A 20725-nucleotide genomic window follows, 5' to 3' on the forward strand; every position below is an offset into this window, starting at 1 on the left:
ATCTACAGCTGACCGGAGAAGGCTTTTTGGCTTAGCGAGTGAAACAAATTGTCTACCTTCTCCCTTGAGGTAGTAGATGCGTCGATAGTCCCCTGAAGAGCCCAATAGATGCGCTTGAACTTCTCTTGAAGCGCTATGCCGGGGAAAATCGCATCTGTTTCTTCAAATTTCAATTTTGAAATATTCAACATTGAGCCACTTGTCCCTGTAGCCTGGGACGTCAGCTTTTCTTTGAATCTTGGCTGCCAAAGTAGATAATTCAGAAACTCCGGCAGAATCTTCCCCTGATCAGTTTCTACCAACCACAATTTATCTGGCAAAAAAACATCTTCGATATCAGCACTGACAATACAACTTGCAGCCACTAACTCCCTTGTATTCGCCCGACTAAACAAAAGATCCCCTTTTTTAGGAATTAAAAGCTTTTTCCCGTCAGGTATCTGATCAAGGGAGACGACTTTGTTTTCTTCTGGCTTGAAAACGCCACTTGTAACTGCACTAATCTTGAGAACACCTTTCTCCCCAGCGCCGCAAGGACGGTTTTCACCAGTCGCGCTCCATCCCGAAGAGATTGACCTTATGCCGGCAGAGAGCGGTTTCACGCTCCACCCCTTCGGATTGGTCACCGGATCGCCGAACATGTCCAGAAACACGGCGCGGAGGAAGTCGTCGGCGAGCTGGATGGCTTGCTGGCGTTTGCGGCGGATGGCGTCGGCCTTGTCGAGGATGGCAGCGATGCGCTTTTGTTCTGGCAGGGGTGGGAGGGGGATTTCGGTCTCGTTGGCCCGGCTAATCGTATATGTGCCAACTGTTGCACCGCTAGAGTTCTGTATAAACCTCTGTACATCAGTGCTATTCATGGCGTGTTGGATGTAAGAAGTGTCAACCTCCTGCCTCGCCCTTAACCAAATAACACTCGCATCTTTAAAATAAAATCGATCAGACTCCTGGACTGCATATACCTTCCCCAGGGTTCCAACAGCAGTAACTAGCAGGTCCCCAACCTTAGGGACGCCATACTTGGCTTTAAATTCTTCGTACATTGACTCATCAATGAACAAGTCATTATCAACCCGACCTTCCTTTGCAAGAACAGCAACCTCTCTTGCGCGGTAAAATGGCACACCTTCATTGCGCCAATCAATTTCATGGACCCGCTTACTAGATGTGATATCGAAAATTTCCCCCAGCTTAACTATTGGCCAACTCACAGCATCCCCTCCAGCTCATCCAGATCCGCCAGAATTTCCTGCTCCAGCCCTTTGAGCCGTTTCAGAATCACCTTCGGCTCCTCGTACTGCTCCTGCTGGTACTCCACTTCCTTGTAGCGGTTGATGGAGAGGTCGTATTTGTTGGCGACGATCTCTTCAACGGGGACGACAAAAGCCTTTTTGCGCTTGTCGCCGAACAGGGTATTGATGGTGCTGGCGCTGATATTGCCTTCGACCATCTGCCGGTATTTACGCCACTGGGCAATGGCATCGGGCAGGTCGTTGCAGCCCTCGCCTTTCAGCTCGGTGCGCTTGTCATCCAGCGAGTAGCCATCGGCCTGCAGGTCGTAGAACCACACGCGCTCGGTGGTGCCGCCCTTGGTGAAAATCAGAATGGCGGTGCTGACGCCGGCGTAGGGTTTGAATACACCGCTGGGCAGGCTGACGATGCCTTCGAGCTGGTTGTTGTCGAGCAGCTCCTGACGCAGTTGCTGGTGGGCCTTGGATGAGCCAAACACCACGCCGTCCGGCACGATCACCGCGGCGCGTCCGCCGAGCTTGAGCGAGCGGAGGATGTGGGCGACGAACAGCAGCTCGGTCTTTTTGGTTTTCACCAGGCCGAGTACGTCGGGGTTGGTGTTGGTTTCGTCCAGGCTGCCTTTGAACGGCGGGTTGGCCAGCACCACGTCGAAGAAGTCCTGCTCCTGACGCGGGTAGTGCTCCTTGATGGATTTGCTCAGGGAGTCCTGGTAGCGGATGTTCGCGCCGTTCACGCCGTGGAGCATCATGTTCATGCTGGAGACGCGCAGCATGGTGGTGTCGAAGTCGAAGCCCCAGAACATCTGGCTGTTGATGTGCTGGCGGTAGGGTTCGAGCAAGTCGCCCGAGTAATGCAGATTACCGTCTTCATCGCTGAAGGTGCCTTCCGGACTGGAATGCACACGGTTGAGGTATTCCATGGTGCGGGCGAGGAAGCCAGCCGTGCCGCAGGCCGGGTCGCAAATCACGTCCGTAGGCTGCGGGGCTATCAGCTCTATCATCGCGTCGATGATGTGGCGCGGCGTGCGGAACTGGCCGTTGATACCGGCGGTGGTGAGCTTGCTCAGCAGGTATTCGTAGATATCGCCCTTCACGTCGCTCTGAGTCAACGGCAAGGCATGAACCATCTCCACGGCGGAGGCCAGCACCGACTCGTTCTTGATCTCCAGGTCGGCGTCCTGCATGTACTCGCTGATATGGCCGAGGCCTTCACGCCCACCACCCTCGCCCTCGGCACTGCCGAGCTTGGCGAAGAAGGGGTAGACGTTCTGCTTGAGGTGCTGGTGCAGCTCCTTACCGCTCTTGTGGTGGAAGTTCTTCCAGCGCAGCAGTTGGCCTTCCGGGGTGCTGGGGAACAGGCGGGCAAAGTCCTTGCCGGTGCGGTTGGCTTTGCGCTCGGCCACGTCTTCCTGCATGTCGAGCATGCGGGCGAACATCAGGTAACTGATCTGCTCGATCACGGTCAGCGGGTTGGTGATGCCGCCAGTCCAGAATTTTTCCCAGAGCTTGTCGATATCGTTGCGGATTTTGCCGGTGAGCATTCGGGGTACTTCTCTCGTTCAAAAATGGGTTGTCAGGCCTGCGGTAGCAGCTCGCCTTCGTGACTGTTCTGGATCAGTTGCGGCAAATCGTCGGCTGGCTCCGGCGCTTCGTCGAGCGCCTCTACGATCAGCGCAAGCCGCTCGTTCTCGAAGTCCATGTGAGTGGGCTCCAGCGCTGGCAGGGTCTTGCTGACCTTGGCCGAGAGCTTGTTGAAGCGTTCCACCTTGCCGTAGAGGCCTTGCTTACCAGCCAGCGCCTTGACGGTGTCGTTGTAGTGGTTGCTGACGGTGTTGAGGGTGCCTCCCAGCTTGCCGAGGCGCTCGGCCACGGTGCAGACCTGGTTGTAGATCTCGCCCGCCTTCTCGCTGATTTCCCGCGCCTCGGCGTTGCTGCGCTCGATCATCCACAGGTTGGAGACGGTACGCAGAATGGGAATCAGGGTGGTGTGCGAGACCAGCACGATGCCTTTCTTGTAGCCGTACTCGAATAGGTCCTTGTTGTGCTTCATGGCCTCGATATAGGCCGGCTCGACAGGCATGAACATCAGCACGAAGCTGGGGCTGCGCATACCGACGAGGTTGGTGTAGTCCTTGGAGGCGAGGTCGTCGATGTGCTTGCGTACGGCTTTGACGTGCTCGGTCATCGCCAGTTGGCATTCTTCCGGCGACTCGGCGGACACGGCGCGGTCGTATGCAACCAGCGAAACCTTGCTGTCGATGATGATGTGTTTGCCGTCGGGCAGCTTGATCAGGTAATCGGTCTGCCTGGAACGGCCTTCGGCATCCTTGAAGGCGCTCTGCACTTCGTAGTGCGCCTCTTCGATCAGGCCGCTCATTTCCAATGTGCGACGCAGCTGCGCCTCACCCCAGGCACCGCGCTGCTGGGAGTCACCCTTGAGGGCCGAGGTCAGATTGTTGGCCTCTTTGCTCATCTGCAGGCCGATTTCCAGCACCTTCCTGATTTCGGCATTTAGGCTGGTGTTGCCTTGCAGCGAGGCGTCGTGAACTTCGTTGATGCGCTTCTGGAAGCCTTCGATCTGCTCGCGGAAAGGCTTGAGCATCCCATCGATACTGGTCTGGCTGGTCTGGGTGAAGGTCTTGCCCTTCTCCTCGAAGATCTTGTTGGCCAGGTTCTCAAATTCCTGGGTCAGCGACTTGCGGGTGTCGGCCAACTGCGCCATCTGTTCCTGGAAATGCTCCTCGCGCTTCTGCAAGGTGGTCTTGAGTTCGGTGTGCTCGGACGAAAGTGTGCTCAGGCGCTCCTGCAACTCGTTGAACGATCGCACCTGCTGAGAAAGCGCTTCCTTGGTTTCAAGAAGTTGGCTGCGCACATCGCGCTCGGCAGTTTCCAGGGCCTTGGCCCGTTTGCCCTCATCCGCCAGTCCGTCTTTCAGACGGTCACGATCCGTGTGCAGCTGTTCATTTGTGGTTTGAGCCTGAGCCAGGCGCTCTCGTAGCTCGGCCACTTGCTTCTCGCTCTTGTCCAGAGCGGTCCCCAGCTCTGCATGCTCATTGCTCGTCGACTGATAACGCGCCTGCAAAGCGTCGAATGCCTGTGCATGCTCGACCAGCTTTTGCTTGATCTCGTTGAGCTGTTCGCGAGCTTCACGCTCGGCGGTTTCCGCCACCTTCGCGCGTGTTTCTTCGCTCGCCAAGGCATCCTTGAGGCGGTCACGCTCCTCTTGCAACGCAGCATTTGTGGTTGTCGATGTATCGAGGCGCCCGCGCAGTTCGGTCACCTGCTCCTGCAGCCCTTGGGCACCAGCCTGCACAGCCTCCAGACGCCTGGCTGACTCATGATGTTGCCGGTTTGCTTCTTCCAGTTTCACCTGCAAGTCCGATCCGGCAGCTTTACGCTCATGCAGCTCGGCAGAAAGACGCGCCATGGTATCGGCCGATGCTTGCAACTGCGCCTTCAACTTGCCCTCTTCGATCTGCAGCTCATGACTGCGCGCTTCTGCTGCCTTGAGCTGAATCTGCAGAGATTGCTGCTGAGCCTCAGTCGACGCCCTGGCCAGCTCTGCCTGCTCAAGCTGCATACTGAGCTGGCTGATCTGCCTCCCCTGACGCAGGGCAGCGACCACATAGCCGATAACCGCTGCGGCGATAGCGAGCACCCCGCAGATCACGATGATTTCTGTCGTCCATTGGCTAGCTTGCATGATCACTCCTAGTGACTGCTTGGCGGGACATCCCCGCGCAGGAAGGGCTTGAGCACGGCGACCAACTCGCCGACATCCTCGGGGGCGAAGACGCCGTCGATACCCTCGTGGGAAATACTGTCGAACGGCGGCTCGTAGAGTTTCTCCACGACAATGCTGCCGTGTTGCGCGATGTAGTTCTTCAGCAGATTCATGAAGCGAACCTGCTGGGCGGTGAGGCTGGGGTGGGCATGGAGGAAGCTCTTGAAATGCTCCTCGATGGCTTGCGCATCCAGGCCAATGATCTCGCGCACGGTAAGGTGCAGCTGATCCGCGGTACGGCCGTAGAACTCGTTGAGCACTTCCAGGCTGACGCCCGGATGGCTGGTGAGGATGGTCGAGGTGAGCGTCTTCAGTTCTGGCTCGGCAATCGGCTCGCCCTTGTGGATTTTCTGCAGGGTTGGATTGGCGGCCAGCATGCCGTCAAGAATGTCCTTGAGGCGGCGGCGGTAGATCATCGCTTCGTTGGCGCCAGCGATATACACCACACGCTCTTCGCCCTGGACGTTGCCATCCGCGGTTCGCGTGGTGTCTACGCCATAGCCAGGCCCGGTGTCGGTCTGGCGGTACTTCATGATGCCACGCAGCTCCTGGCGGGCATGTTCCAGCTTGCCGATGCTGGGTTGTTGCCAGAACTCGGCGCTGCGCACCTCAGCGATCACGGCATCCTTCTGCCGCACGGCCTGAATGTTAACGGCGAGCTTGCCCACTTCGGCCAGTAGGGTGATCTTGCCATCCTCAAAGCAACTGGCCTGCTCGACCAGGCAGCGCTGGATGCCTGCGATCAGCTTGTCCAGCGCGGTGGCATGTTTGTCGCGCAGCACCCGGGCCGACATCAGTGGGGCGATACTGTCCATCAGCAGGTGCTGGGTTTTGGCATCGAACTGTTTCAGCAGCGCGGTTTGCTGCAACTGATGCACAACACGCAGCTCGCGCTTCACGGCCACGCTGGTGTCCGGCAAGTCGTTGATGTCCGCCCGCAGTAGCTCGATGGCGGTATCGAAGGCGACTGCATGGTTGTGCTTGAGCGCTGCCTGGGCCAGCTCCACGCGTGCCTCGAAGGTGGTTTGCAGGAGGGATTTGCCGCCAGTGTCCTCCGGCTCCTGATACTCCTGCTCGAAGTAGTCGAAGTTGCCGTAGTGGTCGAAGATGAGGAATTCACTCTTGTCCTTGCCTGGGCCGAACAGGTTGGGGCGCAGGCGCGTGCCACGGCCAATCATCTGCCAGAACTTGACCCAGGACTTGACCGGCTTGGCGAATACCAGGTTGACCACTTCGGGCACATCGATGCCGGTGTCGAGCATGTCCACCGAGATGGCGATGCGGAAGTCGTTGTCCGGCTTCTTGAATTCCTTGATCAGGGTGTCCACGTGCGGAATGGCGTTGTGGATGACCTTGCAGACCTTGCTGCCGTATTGCGGGTAAAGCTTGCAGAAGAGCTCTTCCAGGTGCTCGGCGTGCTCCTGGCGCTGGGCAAAGATGATGGTCTTGCCGACCAGTGAGCCGGTTTCGTCCTTGATACCGTTGTTGATCAGGTTTTCCAGGATGATGCGGTCGGTGTCTTCACTGAAGATCTTGCGGCCGATGTCCTTGCCGGCAATGGTAGTGCGCTTGGCCTCCTCTTCGCCGAGATCTTCTTCGAGCTGACGCTTCTGCTCATCGCTCAGGTCGTTGTAATGGATGCCACCACGCAGAAAATCGGTGGTGAGGTCGCGTACGCGGAACGGCACCAGGTAGGGCGGTTCGTTGTTGATGGCGGCATCCAGCCCGAACTCGAAGGTGGGGTCGGTGGTTTCACAGTCGAACATGTCGAAGGTGTTGCGGCTGATGAACTTCACTGGCGTCGCGGTCAGGCCCACTTGCAACGCATCGAAGTAGTCGAACAGGTCGCGGTATTTGTTGTAGATGCTGCGGTGGCTTTCGTCGGCAATGATCAGGTCGAAGAAGCCCACGTCGAGCTGGGCGAAGCGGTTCATCATGCCCGGGTAGGTAGCGATATAGATGCGCGCGGTCCGGTCGACCTTGTTGGTTTCACCAATCACGCAGCGTGGTTCGCTGGGCAGGTTCTGCTTGAAGGCATCATCGGCCTGTACCCGCAGTTCCTTGCGATCACACAAGAACAGTACGCGCTTGGCCCAACTTGTGCGCAGAAGCAACTCGGCCAGGGCGATGGCCACACGGGTTTTGCCGGTGCCGGTAGCCTGGATGATCAGGGCCTTGCGGCGCTGCTTTTGGAAGTGAGCGGCGACAGTCTTGATCGCTTCGATCTGGTAGGGGCGATCAGCAATGCTCAGCTCGGGGTTGTGTTTTTCAACCTCGGCAATGCGGTACTGGCGCTGGTAGATCAGGTATTCGAGGCTGTCCTTGCTGTAGAGGCCGTAGACGGGACGGTAGGTGTTGTACTGCTGGTCGTCCCAGATAAAGGTTTCGTAGCCATTGCTGTAAAAGATCACCGGACGCTGCATGCCCATACGCTCGAAGCCGTCGGCGTACATGCGGGCCTGCTCGCGCCCGGCCTGCAGGCTGACATTACCGGATTTCTTGGCTTCGATCACGGCCAGCGGCTGGCCGTTGTCCCCCCATAGCACGTAATCCGCACGCCCCTTGCCGGAGGTGTTATCCGGGAAGTCGACCTCCACCTCCTGACCGACCTGAGCGGGGTTGCTGACATCCCAGCCGGCCTGCAGAAGCATGGCATCGATCAGCAGGGTACGAGTCTTGGCCTCGTTCCATTGCAGGCTGTCAGCGACCATCTGGCTCTGCTGCTGACGCTTCTGCTGGTCAGGCTTAGCCGGCGGCTCCAGCTTGTCGAGATTGCGGGTGCGCTCCTGGTCCAGCTTCTCCATGACGCGCTGCAGCTCTTCCTGCTGCTGATTGAGTTCCTTCTCGTAGCTGGAGACGGTCTTCTGCAGGCTGGCGAGGGTCGCGGTCGGATCCTGCACCTCGGCAAAGGGCGGAATATCGGCCTGCGCAGTGCCGTAGTACTTGATGGCCATATACATGGCCAGCTGATGGGCAGTCTTCAGTGCCAGCTGTGCATTGCGCAGGTCACCTTCCGCACCGTGAGCGGTGTCATTGCCCTGGATACGCAGGAAGTTGATCTGGTGAACCAGAGGCTTGCTGACGCAATCCGTGAACACCGAGTTTTTAACCAGGTCGTAGAAAGTTGACTGCGGCATGCGGGGCAGCAGCTCTTCCTTGTAGATGGCTTTGGTCAGCTCCTCGGCGAAGCTTCGCAGACGCGTCAATGCACTGCCCGGGTCGATATGCAGTACGGCCTCAGCCAGACCAGCGAGGTTAGCCAGCAGTTCGTTGCCGGGGCGGAGGAACTCGAAATTGACTGATTTCATATAGGCGATTCTGTCCATGCCAGTCCTAGAGCTAGGACCGTGCCAAGTTTTTACTCGATGCCGTATTTGTCCATCCAATTGCTCAGCGTCTGCTGGCTTTTGAGGCCTAACAGGCTGGCGGCGCGAGTCTTGTTGTGCCCGGTGAGAGTGAGCGCCTTATGCAGGTAATGCCCTGCAACCTCAGCCACAATCTCTTGTAAATCAATGCCTTGTGAAACATCACGCGCCATTACGTCGACTTGCTCCAAGGGAAGTTGGAACAGCGCCTGCTCAATATCCTCCGCGCCGATAGCACTGCCCTGGCACCACAAGGCAGATCGAAGCAATGTGGACTGAAGCTCCCGGACGTTGCCACGCCAGGGATGTCTCAGAATAAGTTTTTTTGCTTCAGCGGAAAGTTTCTTACCAGTCAGCGAGGCATCTTGCTTAGCGAGGACTTCTAGCAGCGCATCTGCCAGCAAGAGCAGATCCCCTTCACGCTCTCGCAGGGGCGGTAGATGAAGAACCCCGACGGCGACCCGGTAGAACAAGTCCTCACGGAAACACCCATGAGCCACTTCCTGCATCAGATTTCGATGGGTAGCCGTGATCAACCGCACATCAACCTTTAGCTCCTGCGTCCCCCCGACTGGCGTGAACGTGCCTTCTTGGAGAACGCGCAAAAGTCGAACCTGCACGTCCGGCTTCAGCTCACCAAATTCATCCAGAAATAGAGTGCCTCCATGCGCCTGCTGGAACACGCCATCTCGATTCTCCACCGCCCCGGTGAATGCACCTTTTCTATGGCCGAACAATGTGGAGTCGATGAGCTCGGGCGCAATAGCCCCGCAGTTGACCGGAATGAAGCGGGCCCCAGCACGTGGACCGGCGTTGTGGATAGCTCGTGCAAATAGCTCCTTCCCGGTTCCGGTTTCACCGTAGATCAACACCGGAACCTGCTTCTGCGCCAAGACCTGCGCTTGAGCCTTAAGCATCATCATGCGTTCACTCCGCGTGACTATGCTGTCGAAGGCTGCGTTGCCAGGAATGTTTTGCCCCGCAAGCTCCAGTAGCTTGGCGCTAGTGATGCTATTGGCGGCAGGCACGTACTCGGCCGCTATTTCGAATGGCACCTCAACCTGCTGTACGCCTTGTTCGAGGGAGGATTGATAGAAGGTTGCCGGGTAGCGGGTCTTGCCGAGGAGTATCCACACTGCCTGCATGGCGGGAGTACCAGGGCTGAGCAGAATCGAAAGATCAGCGCGGGAAGCGGACAAGCGCTCCAGATGCTTGTTGGCGGCCTGGTAGATTTCCCCGAAGTGGACTGGGGAGCTCAGAGATTCGTAATGAGCCTCGACCGGTATATCGACACGCTCGCGCAGCCATGCCAGATAGGGCTCAACACGCTCGACAGGGTAAGAGCAAAGCAGCTCGACACGATCAAAGGACGCAACCCGCAGGGTCGACAAAATCGGCCCGACCTCGCTGTCGTTAACAGCTTTGAGATCGTTCCCCCCTACCCAGCAAGTCAATACCCGCGGCTTCTTCGACACTGTCCCTGTACTCCCGACTCAAACTCCTGGCTGCTACCCCAGACAGGAGCAAATTGTGCTGCGATTCGCGTCGCGGATATTAAACCATTGACCCACTGGGGTCTTTGTCCACTGTCGGCTGTGCAGAGGCGCAGGTAGAACTCCTCGCACTCCCCCATGGAAAGCGGATGCGTCAATCCGGCACGGGCCAGCAAAGGGAACACGATCCGTCAAAAGGAGATGTTGCCGTCGATGCTGGCAGTTTGCCAGACCAACTGGCATGCTCACATCAAGCTGGCAGGGAGCCCTGCCGTGTCAAAGAGCCCGCCATGGAGTGCAATCGTTGGAGCTGAAACAGAAAGTCAGGGCCGCGCAACTAAGTGTTCTGAGCAAATATGGTGTCTTGGCTGATTTTTCCGCGCTGGAAGAAACCCAGCTTGACAGTGCGCTTAGGGGCACGATTCCAGCCGGAACTGCGCAAGACATGACGTTCGCTAGCTGGTGCGATCAACTGCTGGGGCAGGGTATACGCTTGCCGGTTGCCCGCTTCGATGAGTCGGTTGCAGGACAAACGAGGATCAGCAATCTCGCTGCCGGCAGCGAGCTGGCCAAAAGCATAAAGTCACGGGAAAGACAGCTACTAACCGTGATCAAAGCTGCACAGCAAGAGCTGGCCGATCTGAAGCAACTCCAGAGATATGGGGCCTCGGCTGAGCAAGAGCCTGGTTTCGCACGAGCTCTTCATCACTGGTACCGGGAAACAACCGCCCCTTTGCATCGCATTCTTTGGGAGATCAAGGAAATTGAAGGAGCGATCTTCGACTACCCAGGACAGCTGAACAGAAACTATCGCCAGCAAATAGTCGAAGTCATTCTGACTGCACTGAACTCCCTAGAGTCCTTCGGCATTTGGACCGACGTGGTCTTACGAGATGGGTCGCTGCGCGCCCCCGCTGCGCCACCGATCACCATGCGCCACAGCCAACCCCTTGAGGATGAAACAGGCGGAGCAGAATGCTTCGACTTTGTTGTAGAGGGCCTGCAAGCCGACGTACTCGAAGTCGTAAACGAGTTCCTAAACCCTGGGCAAATGCTCCCCCCCATAAGCAAGGATGCGCGCTTCAACTGCAATGTCAGCGTCTCCGTCAGCCGACGGAATCCCTTGAGCGAGGATGAGCTTTTCCACCTGTCCTGCTTCCTGCATAAGCTATTCGAGGCCATGGCCAGGTCCGGAGACCACCGTCCACGAGGCACATTGCGCGAGAAGGTTATCCTTTGCATTCTGCTGTCGTTTACGGCGCCATGTACGCCGATCCGGGCCCGACTCCCAGAAATGCTGTGTCTGCAAGATATCGTCTCTAGCGAGTATGGGGCGCCTCCCTCTGACGGTAAAAGTACGGACCTGAATATCTCTGCAGGAAGAATCGTGGAGCATCTGATTCGCGTGCTGCGCGCTCAGAATCATTGCTGACGAGACAGCCCCATTACCCAAAGCAAGTAAACGTAGTGGTCCATCCGTTCCAGACAGTCTCGTGATAGGCCACTACATGCCCCCTCCAGCCCGGCAATCCGAAAAAGGGACACGCGCTCCAACCCGATGAATACTGCATCGAGAGCCGCTTTAGCCGTAACGCTCGACCCAGAGCAGTCGCTACTGTGGTGGAGAGGTTTGCAGCTACAAGAAGGCTGGCTTTCTAATCCCAGCCCTCATAGAAAATCGAGCATCTGAGCAACATGTCATTCCTGCGGGATTTTCGCCGAGTAGTCGCGCGCGTGGTATTTCGTCTCCTGGCCGACAGGCTGCCAAAGCCCAGAAGCGCGAAAGAAAGCCTGCACATTCTCGTACCCCGTTGGGATGCCAAACTGGGTGACTCGATCGTTTCGTCTTTCTTCTTTCGTGAGGCTCGCAGACTCAATGCCCGGGTGACCGTGCTGACGGTCGAAGAGCTTGCCCAGATGCACGCGCTGGACTTTGGTGTGGATCAGGTCGTGATCACAAACGCCAATCCTGGAGTGCTCGAACTTCTCCACCTAGCGCAGCAGCTTGGACAGGTCGATGTCGTGGTGCATCTGGTAGGGAGAATCCAGCCTGCGGAGATCCTGTTTCTGCGATTGCTGCGCCCGGCCCGCGTGTACTCCTTCGATGACCGTTTACGCTGCGTCAATCGCAAGTTCGGTGAAACAACTGCCGGTCTCGACATGGCCGAGCGCTACCGACGCGTGCTTATGGACTTGGGTGCACGCATGGTCGATAGGAAGTACATCGTTCCCCTTCCTGACACGATGCCGAACGCCACCTCCGCCCCGAGAATCCTATTCAATCCCTACGCCAGCCGCCCAGACAAAAGCTTAGCCTTCGACCGATCCGTGAGTTTGCTGCACGCCATCGCCGATGCTTATCCAACCCGGTCTGTCGGCATCCTATGCAGCCCCGAGACCCAAGAAGATGCGCTGCGTATGGAAGTCGCGGCGGCTAGACGCAACGTGCGCGTCGTCCATGGGTTGGCATCCCCCAAGGATGCCGCCGGGTACATCCGCTGCGCACAGGTCGTGGTCAGTGTCGACACGGCAATCGTTCACATGGCGGTCGGCCTAGAAACAAAGCTGGTGGCAATCTACCCAGCCATGGCTGGACAAGCCAACCCGTGGCTGCCCCCACCTTCTCCTTTGACTCGGGTCGTCTATAGCCAGCAACACACTGGTCAGATTCGGCGCACCGGCAAGAAGGACATGAATGCGTTCTCAATAGAAGCTCTGTTGGACAACCTTCACGAGTTGTTGGCCACTACACCCAAAACTGAGCAACTCCATTCGCTCAGAGCGCGGATAGTGCCCGGTCTGGGCGTCGCGCAGGGAACCCTCGCTCGCCAGTTGCCACTGATCAGCAAGGACTTCCCCGAGGTCGCAGACTGTCACCCCGGGACCATAAACTTGGAGCTCGAATGTCCTCTCGAAGTGGCGCAGCCCGACCATCGCACAGCTCCGCTCGCCTGGACCCCGAGCGGACGGACAACTGAAGTATTCGACCTGGTACGCATTGAGCTCGAGTTCGGCCCATTACCAACGCGCGTGCCCGCATGGTTGTACGTTGCCCACGCCTCCCCTCACCGCGGCACACCGACTGTTCATGAGGTGATAGCCCAGCAGTTAAACCTGAGCGAGGTCCGTGAGTGTCAGATTCATCTGCGCGCAAGCGCTGTAACGCTGACACCCCCAGATCAACTAACGGCGCCCATCAGCCGCTCGCTCTCTCCTAGCCAATAGCCACGATCAGCCTCTATGTGCAGGAACAATTTGGCCAGCAAGGTACCGCCAGAGAGAAACTCTTCAATAGACTCCATACGCTTGGCCGTACGCCGAAAGTAGGTGTTGTAGAGCTTGAGCATGGCTGCATCTCTCACCAGAAAATCTGCAACGTTCACATCCTGGCGACGCATCACCTCACAGCTTGCGAAGTTGTACCGTGGACGGTAGCCGGGGTCGATGACATTTCCGGCAATAGGCACCAACTCGTCAGCAGATTGCGCCACGATGTCCTTGATACGCCCAGGATTACCCCACGCATGGGCACCTCCTTCCAATCCAGTAGACAACGCCCGGGCAAGCAGGGGGTTTCCCGGCTGGGACGCGAAAATACATTCACTATGCCAATGCAGCTTATAACTAAGGCCTGCCGGAAACAGCGAGCTGGTTGGGTCGCGCAAGAACAGTGTGTCCGCATCCACCCACGCGCCTCCATGTTGATGGACGAAGGCCATGCGGATGAAGTCGCTCTTGGCAACTATGGCCTCGATCCCCTCCGCCAGGGTGAATGGCAATGGTTCAAAGGACCATGGTTTACCAAGGATTCGAGGGTCGATCAGGCCCTGGACCGACCGCGGTGTAAGCAATTGAAAGCGCTCACCCAGGGCTCTACGCATCGAGACCAATGCCAGCGCGACATAGGCTGGCATGACCTGCCCTGGGGCATTTTCCCAATAGCTCACATATCGCACGGAACCATGAAGGCAGCTGTTCACGGGTGAATCGCTCTGCCATCAGCACTCAGCAACCCGGCATCTGTCAGGTAATCCCGGAGCAACACCAAGGAGGGTGCGCATTGCACCTGACCTAGAAACTCATTTCCCAAGGCAGACTTGTACAAGCGCAACCAGGTCGGTGCAGGCACCTTCGGTAAGAAAGCGGCGAGAGACTCTCGGTTTCCCTCCCCGAACAACAGGCGAAGAGTGCGCAAGATAGGTTGGTAGTCCCGCGCAGACAGCAGCTCCGCAACTGTATCGTCCAGCCGTTGCTCGACCACCACACTATTCAGCCGATCCTCAACCGAGGCGTCGCCCAGCGCCACCCGGGGATCGATCGCCACCGGATAGATTGCGCGGAACGACTTTGCACCGTTATTCATGGATTCATAAAGCACTTTGTCGGCAGTAGATCCGGTAACCAACACATCGTCGCCGAAGATCACATGCACACCGCTCCAACGATAGAAGTTTTCAGCCGGAATGACGTGGTCCTGAACCAGATTGACGTGCTCCCGCTCCTCGGTGCTGAGGCTGGCGTAGTCCTCGCAGGGTGGCGCAATCCTGGGTAGCTTGACGTTGATGATGGTCGGCAACGCCAAATGCGCCAATTTGACGTTGACCTCCTCGACCACGATCTCATAGAGCACGTTCGCCGTGGACGGCACGTTACGCCAACCAGTGGTCATCATCACCACGTTGTCACCACAGGCCTTGGCGTTCCGGAACAGGCATGACCATTGCGAATCTGACCTATCCAGCTCGCCACAGAGGTAGTCGATCAATTGTCGTGCGAGATACTGGATATCACCCACACTGCCGTATTTTGCACGGCTGTAGATCCCGGCCAATGCTGTGGCATCGGTGCCCGTGGCCATGTCGCGGAATAACCCCGACCCGGCAGGTGTAAGGCAGTTAAGGGCAGTGCCGCCAAAAATCGAAACATACTCGGCCATGCTGACCAGTTTACGTGCAAACAGGTCGGCGGCGAACGCGCGGAAACCTGTCTTCACATCATCAGCACAGGGCTGAGCGGAAGCCTGACGAAACATCGCCAATTGGACATCAACCGGCCTCTTAAGCACCTCGGACCAAAGCAGTGATTTTTCGGGGGTCATCATGTTCAAGGCCGTTCAAGTCCTTCTGTCAAAGTTGCTGGCGTGCCCAGCAACGGCAGGCTGTCGAGGGCGACATCGATTCGTCGGCGCCTCTCGTAGTAACTAATGCGTTTCAGCCCCAAAGGCCGCAGGGCCGTGAGCAGTTCGGCAATGCCACAGCCGGCGTCACTCGGGTCATGGGTATCGGACCCAACCGTGAAGGGCACTTCGTGTGCGATGAGCTGCGCCACCAATTCCCGAGACGGATAAGACCACAAGCCCTGAACCTCCCTCCCCGTTGCAGGATCCAGGCTCGACTTTCGAAGGCCTGAGGCATTGAGCTCGAAGGCAATACCGCTTCGGGTGAGCGGTGCCAGCAAAGGTTCGAAACGGCGCAGGAAAATGTCTTCCGGTACGCCACGCAGCAGAGTGTCGGCGTGCCCTACGGCATCGAACAGCCCACTGTCCAACAGCCCTTCGAGGTTGGCGAAGTAGCGGTCCAGGAACGTCTGCCCGGCCAGGCGCGGCAGCTCCCATACCTTCACCATGGTTTCGTCTGGAATTTCCACGTAATGAATCGAGCCGATTACGAAGTCCATCGGGTAACGAGTAAGCAGCTCGCGATTGAAGGCATCGGTGCCAGGCATGTAGTCGAGTTCCAGGCCGCACAGGATGGTGATCTGCCCCTGGTAGATCTTCCGCGCCCGCTCGATGTCGGCGAAATAGCGATCAAGTTCGGACGCGAGCAGACGATTGTCCGTATCCACGGGGAATGGCGCGTGGTCGGTGATGGTTAGGATGGTCACGCCGGCAGCGATCGAGGCGCGAACCAATTCATCGACGGTGCCGGTTGCATGCTTCGAATAAGAGGTGTGGCTGTGTGAGTCGATCATGCAACCTCCCATTGTTCGAGCAACCCGGCATGACCTGCCAGCTCCTTCACCAGCCAGTAGGGGTTGTTCGCCTTGGCAATGATCGAACGCAGCAGGTCGGTGCTCTCCAGGCGCGCCAGCAACTCGGTCAAGGGGTGCGTATAGAGTGCTCGGGTCAACGGTGTCTCCCGCACGTGGGCGACCAACCGTTGCCAGTCGACCCGATCAAAGTGGATGTTGCCTAGGCGCTGGTTCTCGATACCGTACAAGTACAAGTCACCACTAGGCTTCACCGTGACATCCAAACCGTTAGCCTGCGGCGGCTTGTTCAGACTGCCGAAAGTGAAGCGTTTGTTGACTTTGGACTCGATCGCCTCGATGTACCCCTGCATGTCTAGATAACCCGGGGCGATTCCAGGAGCGGGGTGCACCAGGTTCTTGTAGTCGATGCCGAAGCACTCACCACCCGCAACCAGGACGTCTTCCAGCACACTCCGCGGCTCGATGGTTGCCTCTACTCCCCAGCGAGCCAGCTCGGACTTCAGATACTCGCGAGTGAAGTCGCGATCGGTGTCGATCGAACGGAACGAGAAGCTCAGCCCGGACGGCCGCCGGCGCCTCAGATAGTCCAGACTGAAGCCATGAGCCCGCCATTTGACCTTCTCGATATGGTGGCTGTCGGCGCTCAGGCGGATGTTACAGGTGTCGCCATTGCCCGAGACGATGCGATTGGTGGCGTCATAGAAGTCCGCCATCTTGTCATGTGGGTAGAACCCACTAGTGATGAATTCGAAGCACTTGCCACCTTCGGACAATCCGAGGATCTCGTGGAACACTTTGGCGTTGTTGAGCGGCTCGCCTTCGCCACTGACGGAGATGCGCTTGACCTCTGGGGCATTGATCAACCGGGCGAGGTTTTCCCGCGCCAACGTTGATAGCTCCATGCTGATGCCCGCCTTGTGCTTGTCGGCGTACATACAGAAGGCACAGCCGATTCCACAAATCTGGGTGATGTCGATGTAAAGCAGATGACCTTGGAGATCCATGTCCGATGACTCCATAAAGCCTCGCGCCAGCAGCGCAGGCAACTGTCCTGAAGGAAGTGCAGCGTTGGCCATGAAGGCCCGCGCTAGGAATGCAAAGAGGGAGGCAGGCCAACCTCAGTACGGGACGTTGACCTGCAATTGCGGGATCTGCACCGAGTGCGGATAAATGAGGTGGAGCAGTATCCGCTGCTCTTGTACGGCAGGCTGCTACAGGTAATCTGCCAATTGGGGCATTACCATCGCAGCCAATCAGCCCACTCGGCAGAACGCCAACCCTTGATATCCTGCCGGGCTATTGAGAACCGGTAGATCCAGTTGCTCATCGCGCATGAACTCCAACTGCATTACGTTACCGCGGATGATCTCGTGCGCACCGACAGCCTGCTCAGCGATATTCAGCAAACGAGCATGATTGGTCTCGCCCTGCCGACCCGCCCTGAGGCGCAGCGCTGGATTGCTCAGGCTCTGCTGCAGCTGCCGACCGAACCCAGCGTGACGCTCCTTGAAGTCATTGGCGAGCTGCGCAGCCACATCCATTTCACCTAGCCGAGCCAGCACCTGTACCCGCCCCTGAGCCGACATCACCCACCCACGGTAAGCGGCCCCAAACTCACCAGGCTGTAGATACTCAAGCGCACGGTCACCCACATGCTGCAGCAGCCCGCCAAAATAACTGTGGCTCTCTGCGAGCTGGCTGCTGGCAATACCCAGTTGCTGATGCATCAGTGTGGTGTTGCGATACAGCCCGGCTTCGCGTAGATGCTGCAGGGAGGCATGCAGAGGGGCCAGTCGGCCAATCATCTGTCTGGCATCCAGCCACTCCACACCCTGCCGGATGTCATCGAGCTTGCCATCCATGTGTTTAAGCTTGTTCTCGATACCCTGTAACTTGTAAAGCGTTAGCGCAAAGCCAGCGACACTAACGGCCAGATTGGCCACCTGCAGCCCCATGATCATCTGCTGCTGTACACCGAGCAGCTGCAGCTGCTCAGCCTGCTGGCGCAGCAACTGGACCTGCTCGGCCCCCTGTTTGAGCAGTTGCTCGGCCGTATCGCGTTCCAGCAGAACACCTTCCTGCAACCACATCACGATCTGCTTGTCACCTACTCTGCGGATGACGCCACCGATACGTTCGTAAACACCGTTTTTCAGCCCCTCGGCAATCGCCTCCGGAACATCGAAGATCACATTTAGCTCAGCCATCGAAAGCTCCATTCATGAAATCGGTCGCTGCCTCGGCACGAGCCTTGAGACGCAGCATGGCGATATGCAATACGCAAGGAATGGTGACCCGGTAGGCAGGCCCAGCCAGATCCACGGCGGTCCAGACACCGGCTATGACCCAGCCGACCGGCCCAGCCAGCGCGGCGACGGCACGACCGCCGGCAAAGGTTCCCCCAGCGACCACCGCACTGCGCAGCCCGTGCCCAAGCAACTGCTGGGCCATCGAATTCACGATTACCGTCGAAGTGCGATAGAGGATCATCCGTGCTACGGCCGGCACCACCAGCCCACTCAGTGCCGAACCATTCAGCAGAGCCGTCATCTTGGTCTTGTCGAGTCCCGCCTCGCGCAGAATCTCTTCCAGCTCGCGACGATCCTCGCCCGACGACTTCTCCAACGCCTGACGTAGGATCGACTGCACCATCGCCTCCTCCAGCTCGATGAGCTCCATCGAGCCAACACCCTTGACCTTGAGCTTACCGGCAACATCTCGCACCACCTCGGTGTAGGAAGGCCCGCTCTTGCGCCACAGGTTGGCGAAACTGTTGCCACCGAACAAACGCAGCTCATCAAGGATTGCACTGGCATAACGGCGGTGTTCCGGGTGCCAGCGCTTGAAGTCCACTTGCTTCGACAAGGACTCGGTTCGGGCCTTGAGGATGTATTCCACCAGAGGCTCCAGATCATCGTTGCTGACACGCTCCAGAAGCTGACGGGTATTGCTGATATCGTTGCTAGTCACTACAGCGACTCCTTGTCCTGCTGGTAAGCGTCCCGACTGATCAGCCTCACTCTATAGGTCAACACAACCGGTCGGCTCGCATACTCATTACCGTACATAGCTAATCCTTTATCGTTTTCTCTGCTCACCTGGCACACATCATCGGAACATCACGCATGAGCATTTGAGCTGCGTTTCCCTGCGGCATAGGCCGCTTTGCCCGCCATCTGCAGCGCGACAACCACGACGGCACCAGCGGCGAAACAGATAACGTTGGTCAGCAGGAACTCCAACGGGGAGATCGTAGGGTTCATGAGAAGCTCCTCAGGTCAGTGTTTACTCGTGAAGGGAATGCGGTCAGCGATCGACCAGCCGCGTACCGCAATTGCCACAGAAGTTGCTGCCTGGGCTGACCGATGCGCGGCAGCCGGGGCATTCGGGCTTGAGCAGCATTTTCTGGCGCATGTGACCGATCTGGATAACGCACGGCAGCGTTACCCGGTAAGCAGGGCTGGCCAAGTCGAAGGCCGTCCAGATGCCGGCGATCGCCCAGCCAACGGGCCCTGTGAGCACCGACAGTCCCCTGCCCAAGGTTGCTCCCCCAGCAAGCGCGACACCCCGGCCGACCAGGCTGCTCATCGTTGCGCTGGCCACCATTGCGGCCAATCCATAGGAGGTCATACCGGAAGCGCTCAGGCTGGCTATCAGTGCTGCCAGCGCAACCGGCCCCATGCCAGATCTGTAGCTTGTCCCCAGTGATTCGAAAAAGGTCGCCTTGTCTTCCTCGCTCATGCGGCCAATCGACTGTTCGAACACCTTGGTGATGATGGCCATTTCCATGCGTGCGCAGTCGCCCGTACTTTCCTTCGAGACACCCACGTGAGAGGCAACATCGCTCAGCAGTTCCTTGTAAGGCACGCCGCTGCCGCCCCGGAACAGGTTCATCAACGAGTTGCCTCCAAAACGCATGAGTTCTTCGGCGACCATGCCGCGCTCGAACTCGCCGACCACACCCTCCTTCGCCGCGCTCAGTTGGCGGCACACCGAGGAGGACAAGGAGATCCGTCCGTTGCCGTTGTCCGTGATGACGTCGATCAGCAGCCTGATATCGTCTGAGCTTGCGCTCAATAGCACGTCCGCTAAGTCGGCGTCGTGAATGATTGCCATACTGCGATTCCTATTGATTGCTCGACGTTTTAGTCGTCGATGTTCGGATCGTTCGGCGTGCTGGCGCTCACCAACGCACCTGCTATCGCGGCGAGTGCAACACGAGATTGGTGGGCACGACCTGGACGAAGCATCAGGGCACCGAACTTGAGGCAGCTACGCCGGCGCCATTCATCCCTTGCGTTGGCACGTGCAACCTCTGGAGATGAACCAACACCCATCGGTCGGGCATCAGGGTGAACCTTGCATTCGCGCAACACCTTCTCGACCGGGCTTCCGTTGTCCAGTTGGCCGGCGCTATGCAGTTTCATGGCGGCGGCCAGATAGTCACCGCTGGCGCCCAGTGCTTGGCCCAGCGCGAACCAGTCCTGCGGCCGCATGAGCAGGAAAGCAGGAGGAACACCCAATGCAGCGGCGAGGCGATCGAGCGTGTCGAGGTCAGGATTGGCGGCACTTTCGCCGCGCTGTGACTTCAGTGCACGTAGCGTGCTGCGGGCGACGCCCGTTTTCCGGTGAATCTGGGTTGCGGTCATCGGCCCTGGCGAGCCTACCGTGCGGTTCTCACGCTCCTTGCCAGCAACCGCCAGCACGGCGCTGAGGTTGTCACTGAAGTACCGCCCCAACGGCATAAGGGGTCCATCTGGCGAGCTTCTATCCATGGCGATCTTCCGTGTTGTGATGACGAAAGATTATGCATGGCGATGCGCCATTACCAGCCTAAATGGA

At 58.0% G+C, this 20725-nt stretch carries 16 protein-coding genes; 2 read left to right on the top strand and 14 right to left on the bottom strand.

Annotation, left to right across the window (positions count from 1 at the left end):
• Positions 1-2 precede the first annotated feature (2 nt).
• From ACYAF3_RS03190 to ACYAF3_RS03210, 5 genes are read right to left on the bottom strand one after another with little or no spacing between them, the layout of a single operon-like run.
• A complete protein-coding gene (locus tag ACYAF3_RS03190; protein ID WP_223716151.1) occupies positions 3-1211 on the bottom strand; it encodes a restriction endonuclease subunit S in 1209 nt (402 codons plus the stop codon).
• Entirely contained in the window at positions 1208-2791 is a 1584-nt protein-coding gene (locus tag ACYAF3_RS03195; protein ID WP_003158585.1) for a type I restriction-modification system subunit M, read from the bottom strand. The genes ACYAF3_RS03190 and ACYAF3_RS03195 overlap by 4 nt, the downstream gene beginning before the upstream one ends.
• A 32-nt stretch (positions 2792-2823) precedes the next feature.
• Positions 2824-4953: a DNA recombination protein RmuC gene (locus tag ACYAF3_RS03200; RefSeq protein WP_223716152.1), complete on the bottom strand. Its 2130-nt coding sequence runs from the start codon at positions 4951-4953 to the stop codon at positions 2824-2826.
• 8 nt (positions 4954-4961) lie between these two features.
• A complete protein-coding gene (locus tag ACYAF3_RS03205) occupies positions 4962-8342 on the bottom strand; it encodes a DEAD/DEAH box helicase family protein (RefSeq protein WP_059303280.1) in 3381 nt (1126 codons plus the stop codon).
• A gap of 50 nt (positions 8343-8392) precedes the next feature.
• On the bottom strand, positions 8393-9874 hold the full coding sequence (locus tag ACYAF3_RS03210) for a sigma-54 interaction domain-containing protein (protein WP_003158589.1): 1482 nt from the start codon (positions 9872-9874) through the stop codon (positions 8393-8395).
• Between the two features lie 322 nt (positions 9875-10196).
• On the opposite strand from ACYAF3_RS03210, the gene ACYAF3_RS03215 reads away from it, so the two are divergent.
• Positions 10197-11324 carry a hypothetical protein gene (locus ACYAF3_RS03215; RefSeq protein ID WP_031756406.1) on the top strand — a complete coding sequence of 376 codons (1128 nt, stop codon included), beginning with the start codon at positions 10197-10199 and terminating at the stop codon, positions 11322-11324.
• Between the two features lie 263 nt (positions 11325-11587).
• Positions 11588-13117, top strand: a complete 1530-nt coding sequence (locus ACYAF3_RS03220; protein WP_016851952.1) for a glycosyltransferase family 9 protein — start codon at positions 11588-11590, stop codon at positions 13115-13117.
• Here the strand turns inward: ACYAF3_RS03220 and ACYAF3_RS03225 are convergent.
• The 9 genes from ACYAF3_RS03225 to ACYAF3_RS03265 all read right to left on the bottom strand — a co-directional run bounded on the left by ACYAF3_RS03225 (position 13072) and on the right by ACYAF3_RS03265 (position 20658).
• Positions 13072-13806: a glycosyltransferase family 32 protein gene (locus tag ACYAF3_RS03225; protein ID WP_049251364.1), complete on the bottom strand. Its 735-nt coding sequence runs from the start codon at positions 13804-13806 to the stop codon at positions 13072-13074. The genes ACYAF3_RS03220 and ACYAF3_RS03225 overlap by 46 nt on opposite strands.
• A gap of 62 nt (positions 13807-13868) precedes the next feature.
• The gene (locus ACYAF3_RS03230) at positions 13869-14990 is read right to left on the bottom strand and encodes a hypothetical protein (protein ID WP_031640407.1); all 1122 of its coding nucleotides are present in this window, start codon (positions 14988-14990) and stop codon (positions 13869-13871) included.
• Positions 14991-14995: 5 nt separating this feature from the next.
• Complete coding sequence (locus ACYAF3_RS03235) at positions 14996-15862, bottom strand: histidinol-phosphatase (protein WP_003119453.1); 867 nt, start codon at positions 15860-15862, stop codon at positions 14996-14998.
• Positions 15859-16887 carry a radical SAM family protein gene (locus ACYAF3_RS03240; RefSeq protein ID WP_003158594.1) on the bottom strand — a complete coding sequence of 343 codons (1029 nt, stop codon included), beginning with the start codon at positions 16885-16887 and terminating at the stop codon, positions 15859-15861. Before ACYAF3_RS03240 ends, ACYAF3_RS03235 begins: the two co-directional genes overlap by 4 nt.
• 249 nt (positions 16888-17136) lie before the next feature.
• Positions 17137-18090, bottom strand: a complete 954-nt coding sequence (locus ACYAF3_RS03245; protein WP_031756404.1) for a hypothetical protein — start codon at positions 18088-18090, stop codon at positions 17137-17139.
• Positions 18083-18853: a YaaW family protein gene (locus tag ACYAF3_RS03250; RefSeq protein ID WP_003124228.1), complete on the bottom strand. Its 771-nt coding sequence runs from the start codon at positions 18851-18853 to the stop codon at positions 18083-18085. The genes ACYAF3_RS03245 and ACYAF3_RS03250 overlap by 8 nt, the downstream gene beginning before the upstream one ends.
• Positions 18854-19002: 149 nt before the next feature.
• Positions 19003-19146: a hypothetical protein gene (locus ACYAF3_RS03255; RefSeq protein WP_003159615.1), complete on the bottom strand. Its 144-nt coding sequence runs from the start codon at positions 19144-19146 to the stop codon at positions 19003-19005.
• Between the two features lie 43 nt (positions 19147-19189).
• On the bottom strand, positions 19190-19999 hold the full coding sequence (locus tag ACYAF3_RS03260; protein WP_003119448.1) for a ubiquinol-cytochrome C chaperone family protein: 810 nt from the start codon (positions 19997-19999) through the stop codon (positions 19190-19192).
• Positions 20000-20028: 29 nt separating this feature from the next.
• Positions 20029-20658 carry a helix-turn-helix domain-containing protein gene (locus tag ACYAF3_RS03265; protein WP_010792096.1) on the bottom strand — a complete coding sequence of 210 codons (630 nt, stop codon included), beginning with the start codon at positions 20656-20658 and terminating at the stop codon, positions 20029-20031.
• Positions 20659-20725 lie beyond the last annotated feature (67 nt).

The organism is Pseudomonas sp. TZ252 (genome assembly GCF_056110345.1).

Excerpts from the sequence above, each read along its gene's own strand:
- ACYAF3_RS03195 (WP_003158585.1), bottom strand. The coding sequence starts at position 2,791 with ATGCTCACCGGCAAAATCCGCAACGATATCGACAAGCTCTGGGAAAAA.
- ACYAF3_RS03200 (WP_223716152.1), bottom strand. The coding sequence starts at position 4,953 with ATGCAAGCTAGCCAATGGACGACAGAAATCATCGTGATCTGCGGGGTG.
- ACYAF3_RS03205 (WP_059303280.1), bottom strand. The coding sequence starts at position 8,342 with ATGAAATCAGTCAATTTCGAGTTCCTCCGCCCCGGCAACGAACTGCTG.
- ACYAF3_RS03220 (WP_016851952.1), top strand. The coding sequence starts at position 11,588 with ATGTCATTCCTGCGGGATTTTCGCCGAGTAGTCGCGCGCGTGGTATTT.
- ACYAF3_RS03225 (WP_049251364.1), bottom strand. The coding sequence starts at position 13,806 with ATGCCAGCCTATGTCGCGCTGGCATTGGTCTCGATGCGTAGAGCCCTG.
- ACYAF3_RS03230 (WP_031640407.1), bottom strand. The coding sequence starts at position 14,990 with ATGACCCCCGAAAAATCACTGCTTTGGTCCGAGGTGCTTAAGAGGCCG.
- ACYAF3_RS03235 (WP_003119453.1), bottom strand. The coding sequence starts at position 15,862 with ATGATCGACTCACACAGCCACACCTCTTATTCGAAGCATGCAACCGGC.
- ACYAF3_RS03240 (WP_003158594.1), bottom strand. The coding sequence starts at position 16,887 with ATGGATCTCCAAGGTCATCTGCTTTACATCGACATCACCCAGATTTGT.
- ACYAF3_RS03245 (WP_031756404.1), bottom strand. The coding sequence starts at position 18,090 with ATGGCTGAGCTAAATGTGATCTTCGATGTTCCGGAGGCGATTGCCGAG.
- ACYAF3_RS03255 (WP_003159615.1), bottom strand. The coding sequence starts at position 19,146 with ATGAACCCTACGATCTCCCCGTTGGAGTTCCTGCTGACCAACGTTATC.
- ACYAF3_RS03260 (WP_003119448.1), bottom strand. The coding sequence starts at position 19,999 with ATGGCAATCATTCACGACGCCGACTTAGCGGACGTGCTATTGAGCGCA.
- ACYAF3_RS03265 (WP_010792096.1), bottom strand. The coding sequence starts at position 20,658 with ATGGATAGAAGCTCGCCAGATGGACCCCTTATGCCGTTGGGGCGGTAC.